The organism is 'Nostoc azollae' 0708, from assembly GCF_000196515.1.
Taxonomy (GTDB): Bacteria; Cyanobacteriota; Cyanobacteriia; order Cyanobacteriales; family Nostocaceae; genus Trichormus_B; species Trichormus_B azollae.
Map to the genome: position 1 here is coordinate 150,907 of NC_014248.1, position 17,024 is coordinate 167,930.

The following is a 17,024-nucleotide window of genomic DNA, read 5'->3' on the forward strand; positions in this document are numbered from 1 at the left end:
AAATAGCCAAAGCAAATAGTTGAAGGCGATGCCTACAATTAGCGGAGTCATTGTACAACACAGCTCCTTTCTTCTGAAGTAATGTATCCTAATCTTCAAACAGGCCATACAAATTTATAACTGCCATCCCAATGTGTCAACTGCTAGGAATGAACTGCAATATACCAACGGATATTTGCTTCTCCTTTGAAGGGTTTTCAGCCAGAGGAGGAAAAACCGATGAACATAGCGATGGTTGGGGTATTGCTTTTTTTGAAGGTAAAGGATGTCGGATTTTTTTAGATGCCAAACCCTCCGTAGCTTCTCCACTGGCAGAATTAGTTCGACGCTATCCCATCCACTCTACCCATGTCATAGCCCATATTCGTAAAGCTACCCAAGGTAAAATAGCCCTAGAAAACTGTCATCCCTTCCAACGGGAACTTTGGGGTAGGTATTGGGCATTTGCTCATAACGGTAATTTACCAGATTTTCATCCAGAAAATTATGGCATTTTTCAACCTGTAGGTGACACAGATAGTGAACAAGCATTTTGCTTAATTCTCAACACCTTAAGAGCTAGTTTTCCCGATGGTAAACCACCCTTAAAGTTACTTTATCCTGTATTAAGTAAAGTAACGGAAGAATTAGCATCAATAGGTATTTTAAACTACCTGCTATCTGATGGAGAACATTTCTTTACTCACTGCTCTACCAAACTCTGTTACATTATCCGACAAGCACCATTTGCCGCCGCACACTTAATTGATGAAGAGATGATAGTTGATTTTACTGAACTAGCTACACCAAGCGATCGCGTTGCCATCATTGTCACTACTCCCCTCACAGATAACGAAGTTTGGACACCAATTCCACCAGGAGAAATATTAGTATTTCAAGATGGTTTACCACTCAGATGGATATAAGGAATTAATCAACGAACAATTGATAACAAACTCTGATTCATTTTAGCACCTAAATCCCAAAAAGTATATTTACCAATAGACTTGTCCACACAATATAAAAAGCTTACTGTGAAAGCGTTACATGAACTATAACTGGGATGAAATACTAATTATGGCTGAAGGCAAAAATAAGGATTTGGGGGTGAAAATATGAAAATTATTAAAGGTGTTGAGAAACATAGCTTTCTAAAAGAGATAATCTAAAGGCTGATGATTCAAATATCATGACTTAGTATAAATGAATAATTTAGATCTAACCTAACTAATCTACATACTGCCATGATCACCGGATTATAACGATGTCCAGCTAAAGGAAATACATCACTAGCTAAGCGAAAACTTTTGACTCTACATATGAGATGTTCAACACCAATTCTTATTGATGATATTTTCTTATTTTCTTATTCTTGAATCTCTAAAATTTCAACTTTTTTGGGCTTTTTATAAGGTAATGTCTGGTAATAAATTCTTCTCCTATATAAGCTTTGTCTCCCAAAACTCTTTGTTTGGTATCTAGGTTTTAGCGATTATTTCTAAATAGTGTAATATCACTTATATTACCTAATTCTCCAATATAAATATCAACTATATCTTCACCTCCTGGCAATACTCTAAATTGATTTTTTAGAGTGTGTATTTTCTTCTTGCCTGAATAATATTTTTCCTACTCTTGATATTCACCTGGTCTTGCTATAGCTTTTTCTGCACTATCTATTATTAATTTATACTGACTCAGTCCCTCCTATAATTCTTGATACTTTCACTCATCTTTTTTTGCTTCTTCTATTTGGGAGACAGGTAGAATTTTCCTCAGAATTTCTACCCAATAATTAAATATGTTATTTGCTTTTGTCCTCCATAGATCAAACAATAATCCTAGAATTTCAAATGTTGGCTTCTGTCTCAGGTCTACTAGGCATACACATATTCCCTCCTTTGGGGTCATTTCTGCTTTACGTCCTCCTCCAGACGCTATTAACCTAATTTTTCTTTTTTCAATTTCTGCTTGTTTCTCTAGATGCCTTTTTTCTGCTAATGCTACTAATGTGATAAAGTCTTCATACTTAATCCCAATTAATATCTTTGATTGCTAGGGGTATAATTCTATTCTTTCTAGGGGACTTGTCATTATTGATATACACAGTTACATTCTTTCTGTTTATTTTGCCACAAAACTTCTTTTAAAGATAGGTCTACTGATTAATCTATCAAGCTTTTTTTACACCAGTGGAATTACCTGGTGTTGGAGTTACTCTGGTTTGCGCAAAACAGAAGATAAATAAGGATAAATATCCCCAAATCATGCTGCTAACCATTGTTGCCAAGCATCTTGTGTTTGTTTAACAATTGGCAGTTCTAGAAATCAGCGGTGATCTTAATATTAATTCTTGGTTACGTTCCCAACTAAAAAATGATAAATTCTTTTGTTAAGCCATATTAAATAAAACTTGACTTATGGTGTTTTCCACAATATATATTATTAACTTGTTTTTCTGAATTTTCTTCGTCGCATATATATAAATTTCCCAACAGCAAATAATCCCAGTAATCTATTAAAATACTTTCATCATAATAATGTTAATGTATATAATTCAGCTGCAATTGATCAGAGTATGGCAACCGCCAAGGTAGTTAGGATAAAGACTGTATCTCTTTCGTGATTCATACCTAGTGATAACTCTTGGATACAAACAAACTTACCACCCTATCACCCGTCACCTGCTATACCTGAAGACGGATCTTTTTAGCTGAGGAGGGTAACAGAAAAAGAATAACCATTTACCCAAACCCTTTGCATTATTGGCACTATACGGGAAATACTTAAAGGAAAATACGATTTATAACCTAAAATTATGTGATATTTTAGTCACCGTACCTCTTTATGATACTAGAAATTACGCACGAATCACATCCAATTGGGGATGCTTCCATACAGAAGAGGAATAGCATTTATGGCACAATCGCAAAACACTTGGTCAGAAACTAATATTTTGTTAGTGATAACACGGCCAGAAGGTAAGCTAAAACAGATGAACTTGGCTAACGTCATAAGTTTTCTGCAGCAAAATTATCATAATTAGGTGATAAGGGACTTGCAAATTTGTAAAGGTAAAAACGATGCGACTGTCAAATAAGTTATTTGTTACACTTCGAGATGATCCTGGTGATGCGGAAATTCCCAGTCATCAATTATTACTCCGCGCAGGTTATATTCGTCGCATCGGTAGCGGTGTTTATGCTTATCTCCCCTTGATGTGGAGGGTTTTGCAGAAGGTTTCCCAAATAGTGCGGGAAGAAATGAACGCCACTGGTGCTGAGGAATGTTTGTTACCGCAGTTACAACCGGCGGAGTTATGGAAGGACTCGGGACGTTGGGATACTTATACTAAAGCTGAGGGGATCATGTTTTCCCTGATTGATAGACGGGAACAACAATTAGGACTTGGCCCAACTCACGAAGAAGTAATTACTACTGTTGCCCGTGATATGATTCGTTCATATCGGCAATTACCGCTACATTTATATCAAATTCAAACTAAGTTTCGTGATGAAATTCGTCCTCGGTTTGGTTTGATGCGTAGTCGAGAATTTATCATGAAAGATGGTTATTCTTTCCACACTGATGAGGAAAGTTTGAAGAAAACCTACCAGGATATGTACCAAGCATACAGTAATATGTTGCGGCGTGCTGGTTTGGCTTTTCGGGCGGTAGAAGCTGACTCTGGTGCTATCGGTGGTTCTGGTTCTACAGAGTTTATGGTGTTGGCAGATGCCGGAGAAGATGAAGTTCTCTACACTGAAGATGGGAAATATGCAGCGAATGTAGAAAAGGCTGTTTCCTTACCTGCGGAAGCAGAAACTTCACCTTTTACCAGGTTTGAAAAACGGGAAACACCGGGAACGGAAAGCATAGAAAAAGTTTGTAAATTTCTCAAGTGTTCTCCTACCCACATTATCAAGAACATTTTATATCAAGCTGTCTATGATAGCGGTTTGACTGTTTTGGTATTAGTAAATATTCGTGGTGATCAGGAAGTTAATGAAGTAAAATTCCAAAACGAATTAACTAAATTAGCATGCCAATTCGGTGCTAAAACTGTCGTTTCTATCAGTGTACCCACTAATGAAATAATTGCAAGCTGGTCTACAAAGTCTTTACCTTTAGGTTACATTGCACCGGATCTGGATGATGATTATATTGCCGGGAGTAAGCAGGTACATTCTCAGTTTGTGCGCTTGGTGGATAAAACTGCTGTGGAGTTAAAGAACTTTGTCACAGGTGCAAATGAAAGCGGTTCTCACGTAGTTGGGGCAAATTGGTGTGAGCAGTTTAAATTACCTGAGTTGGTAGTAGATATTCGGAAAGCTAGAGTGGGTGATCGCTCTTTGCACGACCCCAGTCAAACCCTAAAAACAGCAAGAGGTATAGAAGTTGGCCACATTTTCCAACTCGGTACAAAGTATTCTGAAGCGATGGGTGCAACTTATATCAACGAGCAAGGGGAAAAAAAACCTTTAATTATGGGATGTTATGGTGTGGGAGTGTCACGATTAGCACAATCAGCCGTTGAACAGTCCTATGATAAAGATGGCATAATTTGGCCAGTGGCGATCGCACCATATCACTCGATTATCACCATTCCTAACATTAAAGATGCTCAACAAATCGAAGTAGCCGAAAAACTTTACACAGAACTTAACAAAGCAGGTGTAGAAACATTACTCGATGACCGTGATGAACGAGCAGGTGTTAAATTCAAAGATGCAGATTTAATTGGCATTCCTTTTAGGATTGTCACAGGTCGGGCTATTGCCAATGGTAAAGTTGAAGTAGTAAAACGGGCAAACCGTGAATCTCAACAAATAGCCATTGAGGAAGTTGTAAATACATTGCAACAATGGCTTAAATAAGCAATAGAAGGAAAAATTTAAACTAGTCAATGGCAGGCAAAATGCCTGCCATTGACCAGTTTAATCATCTTGCTAATCGTTAATTGATAACAAACCAGGAGGAGGAGTAATTTCAACTCGACGGGTTTCTAAATCAACTATAGGAACAATCTCTATCACAAAGGGAATTAAAACCGTTTTTCCTGCTTTATCTTCAGCAAAAGCAGGATCGAATTTTACTTCTAATAAATCATGACCTGAAGGTAATATATCCACTACTGTTCCCACAAATTGACCAGTTTCTTGCATGAAGACTTGTAATGCTAACAAGTCTATAACATGAAATTCACCTTCTTCTACTTCTGGGCGATCGCTAATTGGGACAAACAACCGACAATCACGTATATTTTCCGCAGCCGTGCGATCGCTCACCCCTTCCAATTTAATTACATATAGATTCTTTCCCTCAACATACCGCCCATCTAATAACTCTATTGGTTGCGGTTCCATTTCCCCTGGACGCAATAACCAACGAGTTCCCGATTCCTCAAACCGTTCCGGAAAATCAGTATTGGGATAAACCCGCAACTCCCCAGCTAAACCTTGAGGTGCGACAATTTTACCAATTTCTAACCAATCATGGAGATTGGGGACTGGGGACTGGGGACTAGGGACTGGGGAAGATTTTTTACTCACCTCCCCTTTCCCCTTCCTTTTCTTCGTTTTCTTAGTGCCTTCGTGGTTCATTTCTCTTAAACACTGACAGCCGCACGTTGGTAAACCTGTTCAGCAACCTTAGCTAAATGCTGCATACCGATAGTAATTTCTTCATCACTACCAGTCAGACTGATACGCAAACATTGATGCTTGTGTTCCCACTCCTCTTTTAGACCGGGGAAGAAACTACTACCAGGAACAACAATCACACCCACTTTCTTTAATTCCTGGTAAAATTCCCAATCAGTCATTGGTAAATCTTCCAACCACAACCAACCAAAGATCGCCCCTTCACCGCGATGTAAAAACCAAGGTATATTGTTAGGTATCGCTACTTCTAATGTGCTTTCTAACACATTAAATTTGTGCCGATAAAAAGGACGAATCACACTTTCAGCAATATTGGCTAATGCACCTGATTCTATCGCTCTAGCTGCGATCGCTTGACCATACCTGGAAGAATGAATCCCTGCATTAGTTTGGAAACACTCTAAAGCTTGCAGCAGGTTTTCATCACCAATAGCTATGCCGATTCTTTCCCCTGGTAATCCTGCCTTTGATAAACTCATACAATGCAGAATATTCTCACCAAACACAGGTGTCATTTCCGTAAAATTCAACGCAGGGAAAGGAGGTGCATAAGCTGAGTCTATCAACACAGGCACATGATAGGGTGCAGCTAAAGCGGCGATTTTCTCAACTTCGTCATTAGTTAAAACGTTACCAGTAGGGTTGCAAGGGCGAGAGAAAATCATACAACCAGTTTCTTGTGTAATCGAAAGTTGGCTAAAATCAGGACGATATTTAAAGCGGTGGTTGGCGCTATCAATATCAAGAGTGGGTTTGTAAGCAATCAAGGCTTCTGGGCATAAACCAACGCCACCATAGCCAGTATAATCTGGACTTAAAGGCAGAACAATCTGTTTTAAATCGCCATCGTTAGTATATCCACCGTAAGCATTAGCCGCGTAGAAGTAAATAGTCTGACTACCAGCAGTGACTAAGATATTGCGCTCTGTTAAATTTAACCCATAACGCTGGTTAAAATCTTTGACCATTACCGAAATAAAAGGTGCATAACCCTGAGATGAACCGTAGCGACAAACAACTTCACCATACTCAGGACTAGCTAATAAGTCTGCTGTGCAATCCCGCCATAACTGTTCTACCTCTGGTAAAATCAGCGGGTTTCCCGCACTCAAATTATATAACTCCTGCCCCTCATTAGCTCTAAGTGTTTCATTAATATCCTTCATAATTGCTCTCACGCCAGTTAAGTTGGACATTTGAGCGCCAATTTTGGTAAGGGCAGGTTTCATAGGCTTGTTACAGACTAAATTACGAGCAAAAGTGAATAAATTACCGGATGGTTGCGGCAGCAAAAAATCTGACGCTTTTATCTGAATTTAAACCAGTGAATGAGATTGTAACAAAATCATGGTAATTTGAACAATCTTATACCGATTCTTTGTAACCTTATTTTCATGGATATTGCCAACTTTACTTTGAACTTTCAAAATTAAATAGGAATCTGGACAATTGATAATAACGTAACTTGCTAGTTAGGAAATTGTCAGCAATGTCTTACGCTCCCGTAAGGGATACAGGATTTCCATGATTTAAGGATGAACAGGATTAAGACTGGGATTTTATAATCAATTAGCAACTACCAATTACCAGCCTCGGGAGCATCCACTATTGGAAGATATATAAGTGTTAGGAGAATATAAGGATAAACAAGTGTGGATTAGCAACCATGAACCAGGATAAAAGAACGGCTCAAAGCCTACTTAGAAGAATAGGCAACATTGTTATATGAAGAAGCAGACAAAAGTCAGATAACAGACTTGGAAGGTATAGAAAAGACAGTAAGGAGTCAAATATTAGAAGTGGTAAGTCCAGAAATAGCCCTTTTTTTTTATTGAAGAAACAACCGGAAGGAAAGTAGGTAAAACCAGGAAAGTCGAAACCTTAGTAGGAGAACTAAAACTAAAAGCTAAACAGTTGCAGAGACTGGGTTTGAAACCAAGAAGTCGATTCAGTCCATTACTTTAAAAGTGCTGCTTGAGGCTATCAGCTAAGGAATCATATCAAAAAGCAGAAGTTGAAATTGAGGCATTAACAGGAGTAAAAGTTGGCCATAGGAGGCAACAAAAACTAGTTGTGGAACAAGATTGGGAGCTACCACAAGGAAAACAAGCTGTCTGTGAAGTGAGGGTGGATGGTGGAAAAGTACAACTAGGGGGCAAACCACAACCAGGCTGGTACTGGCGAGACTATAAAACCCTTCGTCTACAAGGAATTTATGATGGCGCATTTTTTCATAACAACCAATTATTAGTTGATTATGTTATAGCCAGTCTTTGTTTAACCCCCTTGCCTGTTTGGGGGATAGTCATGATGGAGTTTGGAATTTAGTTAAAGAGTTTGGAACTGAAAAATTCAAACCTTTGGAAATTTTGGATTGGTATCACCTCAAAGAGAATCTTTATCAAATCGGTGGTTATTTAAAGCATCTCCAAGCTGTTGAGGGTTTATTGTGGTAAGGTCAGATAGAGCCGATTCAACCTTTATTTAATAATTGTCGAGGCAAACAAGTTAAGAAGTTTTTCGACATAGGCGAAAAACATCCCACTGGCATTATTAACTACACCTACTACCAAGCTAAACAACTGTGTCCTATTGGTTCTGGATCTGTCGAATCTGCTATTCAACAGATTGGAGCAAGGATTTAAATTTCTGGTCCACAGTGGAATGTTGAAAGTGTCTACCAAATCCTTTCCCTTCCTTGTGCTTATCTCAATGGTTTGCTTCCTATTTGAGTCTTTCTGCCAAAACTCTATCCTCCCCCAGCCTCAACTAGATGACTAGTACAGTACGGCGTAAATAAACTAACCATTCCAAATCTCTGAAAAGCTCATGCCGTATACATTTTGAATTTTGTTGCGCAGCCTGCTGGAAGCACTATTTTATTAGCGTAGCTCTTCTGAAAGAAGCATTTTGAATTCACCGCGGTACTAGCAACTTGGTTTAATACTGAATGATGACATAAGAGATGATTTATAAAGTAAATGTTGAGGAGACAAGAGGAAGTAGCATAATTCTAGTCATAAGAGCATATATAGCCCCTTCCCTCATTTGTGTTAAACGCTCATAATCCTTGCTTAGACGATGATATTGGTTAAACCACCCAAATGTTCTTTCTACTACCCAGGGTTGTGGTAAAACTTTAAATTCTTGCTCAGTAGGTCCTATGACTTCAACATGAGCTTGAGTCAGGAACCAAACTGCAAGTGCAAATTTATCACCGTCATAACCGGAATCAACCCATAAAACTTGGACTTTTTCCAATAATTCTGTGGGTTTCTCTAGCAGTTCCATTAGTGCATAGGCAGCAAGTATTCGTTCTGGGGCATTTGCTTCACTAACAACAACTTTCAACACAAGTCCCAGGCTATCAACTAAAGTATGCCCCTTTCTTCCTTTTACCTTTCTACATCCGTCAAAACCATACACATCCCCTTTTTTTGGTCAGTGTTGACCGACTGACTGTCTGCGGCGAGCGCGGTAGGTTGTGTTCATTTACCTAATTTCGAGCGAACTTGACCACCCAATGTATGGTTGAATTTTTCCCAAACCCCCTGGCCCTGCCATTTACTGTAATAGCTATATACCGTTGACCTTGGCGGGAAGTCACCTGGAAGCATATTCCATTGACATCCAGTTTTCAAATGATAATAGATGGCATTACATATTTCACCCATATCTGTTGTGGGTGGATGCCCTCCTTCTTTGGCTGGTGGAATCAATGGGGCCAGGATTTCCCACTCCATATCAGTTAAGTCTGTGGGGTAAGACTTTCGTGCCATGATTAGCTATGTAAATACACTACATCTTATGTATCCTATCCTTCCAACATTCCTTTTCTACTCCCCTTTACATTTACCTTATCAATAGCCTCTAAAACCGCCAGTTTCAGGACTGAAAAAAGGGCAGGTATTCAACCCACCCTCAACACAACTCGTAAGTTGTAATTATATTAGGAATTAATGTCCCATTATTGGCGCAGTCAAAGAAACAGTTTCCACTGCTTTTGCTGCTGTCAAAGTTGGGACAGAATCACGCAATCTTGCTGTTAATTGTACTGTTGTAGCATCGTATATTTGTGTTAGCAACTTCGGATAAAAACCAATTCCGATAATTGGTATCAACAAACAAGCGATGATAAAGACTTCACGTGGTTCAGCATCAATCAAAGCTTGGTGAGAAACTAACTCTTCGTTTTCTTGACCGTAGAAAATTTCTCGCAACATTGAAAGTAGATAAATTGGCGTTAAAATTACACCAACCGCCATCAAAAAGATGATGATGACTTTAAATGTGGGGTTATAAGCATCGCTAGTAGCAAAGCCAACAAATACCATTAATTCTGCTACGAAACCACTCATTCCTGGCAACGCTAAAGATGCCATTGAACAGGTGGTAAACATGGCAAAAATCTTCCGCATCTTCTTACCAACACCACCCATTTCATCTAACATTAGGGTGTGTGTCCGGTCATAGGTTGCACCAACTAAAAAGAACAAACTCGCCCCAATTAATCCATGAGAAACCATTTGTAACATTGCCCCACTTAAACCCAAATCGGTGAAGGAGGCAATACCAATGAGAACAAAGCCCATGTGGGAAATAGAAGAATAGGCAATTTTCCGCTTTAAGTTCCTCTGGGCAAAGGATGTTAAAGCCGCGTAGATGATATTTACTACCCCCAAAACCACCAATGCGGGTGCAATATAAGCGTGGGCATCAGGCAACATTTCGGCATTCATGCGAATTAAGGCATAACCACCCATTTTCAGCAAAATACCAGCTAGTAACATATGTACAGGCGCTGTAGCTTCACCGTGGGCATCAGGTAGCCAGGTATGTAGAGGAATAATAGGCAACTTGACAGCGTAGGCAATCAGGAAGCCAGCATACAGTAAAAGTTGTAAATTTAGTCCAAAATCTTTCAATGCAATCGCTCGCATATCAAAAGTCACTGTATCACCATAAAATCCCATTGTCAGGGCAGACAACAAAATAAACAGTGAACCACCCGCCGTGTATAAAATAAACTTGGTCGCCGCATATTGGCGCTTTTTACCACCCCAAATCGACAACAGGAAGTATATCGGTACAAGTTCCAGTTCCCACACCAGGAAAAATAACAGCATATCTTGGACAGCGAACACAGCTATCTGACCGCCATACATGGCCAAAATCAAGAAATAAAATAATTTCGGCTTCAGGGTTATAGGCCAAGCTGCTAAAACTGCCAGAGTGGTAATGAATCCAGTTAGCAAAATCAGGGGCATAGATAAGCCATCAGCCCCCACTGACCAGTTTAAACCCAATTGCGGAACCCAGGGGTAACTCTCCACCAGTTGCAAATCGGGATTAGAGAAATCGTAACCAGTATAAAAAGCGTAAACAATCAGTGCGAAATCTATCAGCCCTACAATCAGGGAATACCAGCGCACTGTTTTACCATCTTTATCTGGGATGATAGGAAGTAGTAGTGACGCGGCTATTGGAAACAAAATAATCGTCGTCAGCCACGGAAAATTAGCTATATTCATGACAATCAGTCAGCAATTAAAATCATGTTTGGCAAAAACTCACAGTTAATAACTAACAGCTTTTTGGCAGTTTTGCCTTCATTGTTAGGTTGATTTAATTAAATTGGCAAGACCCCGTTTTTCTCTGGGGTATTTTTTTGAATGCTTGGGGGTACGGAATGTAGAGTGGAATACTCCCAGTCAAGTCCAAAAATTAGCTTCAAAAGACCGCTAAACTAGGATATACGCGATGGAATGCCTTGTATATTTTAAAATAAAAGCATGACAGGATAAAAAAGTTTATCATCACCTCACAAATTGAAAGTCAGATTCGTTATGTCACCAACGTAGATGGAGAAACAACAGATGTACTCGTTCCTGTAGAACTTTGGCAACAGCTGATGAGTTGCATCAATTCTGATAATGTTACTGTTTTAGCGTGGATTGATGAACAAGAGCCAAAAGCACAAATATTAGCTGACCTGCAAGAGTCAGTACCACAGGTAACAGCAGGACAAACTTTATCAGTTTCAGAGCTTTGGGAAGATATCACAACCTATTTAATAGGATTCCAAATTCCAAACCCAGAACATGAGAAAGCGGATGGTTGCTCCTGTTGTCCAATTGAAGAATAGGGTAGTGCATGATAGAAACTTAAGGCTATTGAACCAACAGTTAAAGCTTGAAAAATTTGTGCATGGTTAGCTATTCTACATGAGTCTTCTAATAAATAATCTGGGTATACTCGATTTTCATTAAGACGTTCTCTTACAGATAATCTTGTGAGTCCAATTCTACTATCTAGAGGTAGATGTCCTGCTGTAACAATAGAAAGAATATCCTGTTGCCATGTTAAATTATCAATAGCTGATGCCCAAGGACTCACTCATATATCTAGTTCTACAAGGAACAGAAGCAGTGATAGAATGATTAAAAATTCTAGTTCCTGTTTTTTGGTAATAAAGTTCTATAATTTCAGTTACTAGATTAGGTGGAAATACTTTTTCAGGCAGTTTACCATTAGCTTGAAGAAGCCTAGCATTTTGAATCCAGCAAACAGCCTTTAACTACCACTACGGGTATATTTCTGGGATAAAGAATTGCACCAGCTACACTTATTTTGTGTCCACCATTTTCTTTTACAGAATCAGGAGTTTTATCAGTTTATCCTGAAATCCAACATGTTGATGTTTGTGAATCAATTTCTGCTGTTACAAGAGAATGTCATTCTTGAATGCCACTATCTATAATGCATAGTTTGGGAGCATTATAGATAGTGGCGGATCTAGTTTAAACATTGGAACATCAATATCAGATACTTCTCTGTGCTGAATAATTGCTGCAAATTCATCTGGCTTATTAATATCAAAAATATAGGGAAAATTCTCAACTAAATCTTTTAGTCCTTTACCTGAAATCTGAATGCGACACGAAAGACTATCCGGTAAAGGAACTGTACGAAGTTCACCTCCCTCATCTTTAAAACCTCCAATAATATTGCCTTTATAAAATTTAATCAGCTCTTCAAATTCATCTTGCCTTTCCCATGAGAGTTTTTCCCATTCTTATTCTGTTAACTCACGTTTGGGAATCCAATTCTTAACCTTTTTTGTAAAACTCTCATCAGTGTCATAAGGTTATCGTTTTGGATAACTAGGTAGCTTTGTTTCACTTATTACATATTTATCACTTAACTCTACAGTATAAGTCTGTTCTTCTTTTATGGGAAGCCAATTCTCATATAATTCAGTAAATAAACTAGTAGAAAGAATTAATTCTAGCTTTTTTTACCATCCATTACTTCCCAAATTTGAGCAACTTTATTCCCCCCATACTGTTCATTAATGAATTTCCCTATCTTTTCTTGAAGTTCACCCAGTTCTAAATCTACTGATGCACCGGTAATATAGCCGTCTTCTGTATCAGCAATTAATTCAATGCCATAAGTTTTCAATCTAGATGGATTGAAAGAATCAGGAGCAATCTGTAAAATGCTCCTTCGAGATTTAAGTTGTGGTTTTTTTTCTTGTTTTCTTTCTTCTTGATCTTCTTGCCAAGAATATATTAAAGATTCCACTGAATTTTTTAGTTTACTACCATGTCCCTGAAGATTATTGGGAGGATAGAGTTTTGGCAGAAAGACTCAAATAGGAAGCAAACCATTGAGATAAGCACAAGGAAGGGAAAGGATTTGGTAGACACTTTCAACATTCCACTGTGGACCAGAAATTTAAATCCTTGCTCCAATCTGTTGAATAGCAGATTCGACAGATCCAGAACCAATAGGACACAGTTGTTTAGCTTGGTAGTAGGTGTAGTTAATAATGCCAGTGGGATGTTTTTCGCCTATGTCGAAAAACTTCTTAACTTGTTTGCCTCGACAATTATTAAATAAAGGTTGAATCGGCTCTATCTGACCTTACCACAATAAACCCTCAACAGCTTGGAGATGCTTTAAATAACCACCGATTTGATAAAGATTCTCTTTGAGGTGATACCAATCCAAAATTTCCAAAGGTTTGAATTTTTCAGTTCCAAACTCTTTAACTAAATTCCAAACTCCATCATGACTATCCCCCAAACAGGCAAGGGGGTTAAACAAAGACTGGCTATAACATAATCAACTAATAATTGGTTGTTATGAAAAAATGCGCCATCATAAATTCCTTGTAGACGAAGGGTTTTATAGTCTCGCCAGTACCAGCCTGGTTGTGGTTTGCCCCCTAGTTGTACTTTTCCACCATCCACCCTCACTTCACAGACAGCTTGTTTTCCTTGTGGTAGCTCCCAATCTTGTTCCACAACTAGTTTTTGTTGCCTCCTATGGCCAACTTTTACTCCTGTTAATGCCTCAATTTCAACTTCTGCTTTTTGATATGATTCCTTAGCTGATAGCCTCAAGCAGCACTTTTAAAGTAATGGACTGAATCGACTTCTTGGTTTCAAACCCAGTCTCTGCAACTGTTTAGCTTTTAGTTTTAGTTCTCCTACCAAGGTTTCGACTTTCCTGGTTTTACCTACTTTCCTTCCGGTTGTTTCTTCAATAAAAAAAAAGGGCTATTTCTGGACTTACCACTTCTAATATTTGACTCCTTACTGTCTTTTCTATATCTTCCAAGTCTGTTATCTGACTTTTGTCTGCTTCTTCATATAACAATGTTGCCTATTCTTCTAAGTAGGCTTTGAGCCGTTCTTTTATCCTGGTTCATGGTTGCTAATCCACACTTGTTTATCCTTATATTCTCCTAACACTTATATATCTTCCAATAGTGGATGCTCCCCGATTATTCAGATTAACAAGTGTTATTTGACTCTCTTGTCCTCGTCCTCTTGGTGGTGATGCAGCACGTCCTTCTGTTGTTAATTTAAGATTTATATGTGGAAAGGCCTGATAACTTTAAAGCATTTTTCTCTCCAGACACCAAAGATTTTACTCTCAAAAAACTAAGAAACCTTGATTTCCGTGATCGCTTCTTCTAAGTGTTCCTGAATCACTAACTCCTCTCGCTCAAGGATTGCGCATTTAGCAGCACCTTGTGCAACTCTCACAGCTTGAGCCGCAGAAAAATCTCTCATCTGCTCAATAATCCTTGGCCAGTTGATAGATCCCACTTCAATAACAGATAGTGTTTCTTTTACTATAAATTCTAGCTCTTGTTCTCCGGGTTTGGGTACTGCAATCAAGTCATCAAATCTTCTCCACAGGGCAGTATCCAAAGATTTATTCAGATTCGTAGCGGCTACCATCAGCCCAGAGGAAGGTTGATACTCATCCGAAATTTGCGAAAATGTATTTATAACTCGCTGAATTTCTCCTACTTCTTGTGAGTCTTCTCGCGTCTTAGCAATCGAGTCACATTCATCAAGAAACAACAAACATGGACTTTTTGAAGCATCCTCAAATACAAGTCTCAAATTACTCGCAGTTTCTCCTAAAAAAGACGACACCATTGCATCAAACCGAACTTTCAAAAGTGGTAAGCCAGTATTCCAAGCTAAACGCTCTGCACCTAGCTAGCGTTTTTCCACAGCCAGGAGGTCCATACAAAGGAATTGTTTGCCTGTAACGCAGTCCATGATGAGCTAGTCTATCTCTTGCTGCATATTCACACTCAATTCGCTGAAAACGCTTCTCAATTTTTTCAGGCAATATCATGTAATGACGTAATTTATCCCTTGGTATAGTTGTTACCAGAGGAAGATTAAATCGCTGACTGGTTGGTAGTTCACTTAAACCCTGTAATTTTTCCGGTGTAGAATAAGTAGGTTTAATGGAGTCGGGAGATTGATCTTTAGGTTTCTCCTTAGTGATATTTTCTAATTGGTCAGGAAGAAGAGTATGTCCTTTGCTACGTTTTTCTTCTATAACTAGATATGGAGTTTATCAATCGCTTCTTGATCTGAACTAGCGATCGCTCTAAAAAATCTTTTGAGAAGCTCTCCTTTCATATTGCCTCTCTCCGCAAAAATACCAATTTCTTATTTATGTAGTATAAGTATACTATATCTCTTGCAGAGTTAATTTTATGTTCTAATGGGCGGTTGTCTTTGTTTTAGCCAAAAGTTAGAGTTACACGGTTATGTTTGAATTAGCCAGCCCAAAGAACACCCAAATTACATAAAATCTAAGACTTTCTATCATACCACAGAAACAATTTTGCAAGAGGTGTAGTATATTACTTAGTGCGTCACCAATTATAATGTGATTATCCTGTCGATGATAATTATATTAATTTGTGTAAATTTAATAATTTAGGACTTACGCATTGATAAAGTATCAAAATACTGTAGTGATGAAAAATGTCATCTACTTAGCAGGTGTCCGAGAATTAGAGAAATAACCAAACCTTCTACAGCAGAATGCAATCTGGAACATTACACTCTGTTTTTGCTATCAGAACCAAAGCATCGGGGACGTTGTAGATTGGGAGAGATGTTGGAAAACGTTTCACATGACAGTGTGAATAGATTATTGCTCAGAGAGAAGATAGGAACCGAAATATTTATTCGATACAGTAAAGAAAATCATAAATATACTAGGAGGGATTTCAAGTGTAGATAACACAGTAGTATAAAAATTGTATGGTGACCCAAAAAATGCAGAATTAATCAGTTATTTTTGGTCTAGGAAATATCATAAGACCATGAAAGGAATAAATTTAATCACACTGTACTACAGTGATGTGTATGGAAATTCAGTACCGATAAATTACAGAATATACGAGAAGAAGGAGGGAAAGACGAAGAACGATTATTTTCAGGAAATGCTCAAGGAAGTGATTGATTGGGGTGTAAAACCAAGAATAGTTACAGGAGACAGTTGGTATTCAGGGGTAGAAAGCTGAGAATTTTCGAAAAACCAGAAATTGGGTTTTCTATTTGGGATTGACAAAAGTAGAACTGTATCAAATAAACTGGAAAAGTATTGTCTATTAAGGAGTTTAGAAATTACCGATGAAGGTTCGATAACTCATTTGAGAGCATTTCGATTGATCAAACTGTTTAGACAAGACTTCAAAAAAGAAGACTCTAGAGACTATATAGTTTATCTACCAGATGAAGAAGCTCTCAATCAAATCACCAAAAGTGAATTTGTGACAATTCATAATACTCATTGGGGGATTGAAAGTTTTCATAGAGCCATCAAACAAGTATGTGGAATTTCTCGATTTATGGTTAGAGATAGCCAAGGAATTGAAACACAGATATTTTGTTCACTTCAAGCATTTGTTCGTTTAGAAACAATGCGCTCTGAAAACATAATTTCTAATTGGTATGAATTGCAAAGGAACTTATTCACTTTAGTTGTGCGCGACTACATTGTGGAAAATATTACCAATGCTGGTGCTGCTTAATACCTATGGATGAGTTT

At 38.3% G+C, this 17,024-nt stretch carries 8 protein-coding genes and 5 pseudogenes; 4 read left to right on the plus strand and 9 right to left on the minus strand.

What is annotated here, in order from left to right:
• Positions 1–131 precede the first annotated feature (131 nt).
• On the plus strand, positions 132–905 hold the full coding sequence (locus AAZO_RS00740; RefSeq protein WP_013189816.1) for a class II glutamine amidotransferase: 774 nt from the start codon (positions 132–134) through the stop codon (positions 903–905).
• A 799-nt stretch (positions 906–1,704) separates the two neighbouring features.
• On the opposite strand, the gene AAZO_RS43125 is transcribed toward AAZO_RS00740, so the two are convergent.
• A complete protein-coding gene (locus tag AAZO_RS43125) occupies positions 1,705–1,890 on the minus strand; it encodes a helix-turn-helix domain-containing protein (RefSeq protein ID WP_049790493.1) in 186 nt (61 codons plus the stop codon).
• Positions 1,891–3,062: 1,172 nt separating this feature from the next.
• On the opposite strand from AAZO_RS43125, the gene proS reads away from it, so the two are divergent.
• Positions 3,063–4,856, plus strand: a complete 1,794-nt coding sequence (proS, locus tag AAZO_RS00750; RefSeq protein WP_013189818.1) for a proline--tRNA ligase — start codon at positions 3,063–3,065, stop codon at positions 4,854–4,856.
• Between the two features lie 72 nt (positions 4,857–4,928).
• On the opposite strand, the gene rimM is transcribed toward proS, so the two are convergent.
• Positions 4,929–5,582, minus strand: a complete 654-nt coding sequence (rimM, locus tag AAZO_RS00755; protein WP_013189819.1) for a ribosome maturation factor RimM — start codon at positions 5,580–5,582, stop codon at positions 4,929–4,931.
• A gap of 5 nt (positions 5,583–5,587) precedes the next feature.
• Positions 5,588–6,871: a valine--pyruvate transaminase gene (locus AAZO_RS00760; RefSeq protein ID WP_013189820.1), complete on the minus strand. Its 1,284-nt coding sequence runs from the start codon at positions 6,869–6,871 to the stop codon at positions 5,588–5,590.
• A gap of 437 nt (positions 6,872–7,308) precedes the next feature.
• Between AAZO_RS00760 and AAZO_RS00765 the strand changes: the two are divergent.
• Positions 7,309–8,374: pseudogene (locus AAZO_RS00765) on the plus strand (ISKra4 family transposase).
• Between the two features lie 238 nt (positions 8,375–8,612).
• On the opposite strand, the pseudogene AAZO_RS28115 reads toward AAZO_RS00765, so the two are convergent.
• The 6 genes and pseudogenes from AAZO_RS28115 to AAZO_RS36210 all read right to left on the minus strand — a co-directional run.
• A pseudogene (locus AAZO_RS28115) lies at positions 8,613–9,421 on the minus strand (IS5 family transposase).
• A gap of 177 nt (positions 9,422–9,598) precedes the next feature.
• Positions 9,599–11,167 carry a photosynthetic/respiratory NAD(P)H-quinone oxidoreductase subunit D1 gene (ndhD1, locus tag AAZO_RS00780; RefSeq protein WP_187289648.1) on the minus strand — a complete coding sequence of 523 codons (1,569 nt, stop codon included), beginning with the start codon at positions 11,165–11,167 and terminating at the stop codon, positions 9,599–9,601.
• A 541-nt stretch (positions 11,168–11,708) separates the two neighbouring features.
• Positions 11,709–12,038 carry a S8/S53 family peptidase gene (locus AAZO_RS33065; protein WP_144031217.1) on the minus strand — a complete coding sequence of 110 codons (330 nt, stop codon included), beginning with the start codon at positions 12,036–12,038 and terminating at the stop codon, positions 11,709–11,711.
• Positions 12,039–12,929: 891 nt separating this feature from the next.
• Complete coding sequence (locus AAZO_RS25580) at positions 12,930–13,229, minus strand: hypothetical protein (RefSeq protein WP_049790494.1); 300 nt, start codon at positions 13,227–13,229, stop codon at positions 12,930–12,932.
• A 66-nt stretch (positions 13,230–13,295) separates the two neighbouring features.
• A pseudogene (locus AAZO_RS00795) lies at positions 13,296–14,361 on the minus strand (ISKra4 family transposase).
• A 235-nt stretch (positions 14,362–14,596) separates the two neighbouring features.
• Positions 14,597–15,148 (minus strand): annotated as a pseudogene (locus AAZO_RS36210) (AAA family ATPase); the annotation flags it as partial.
• 832 nt (positions 15,149–15,980) lie between these two features.
• Here AAZO_RS36210 and AAZO_RS00805 point away from each other — a divergent pair.
• Positions 15,981–17,007: pseudogene (locus tag AAZO_RS00805) on the plus strand (IS701 family transposase).
• Positions 17,008–17,024: the final 17 nt, after the last annotated feature.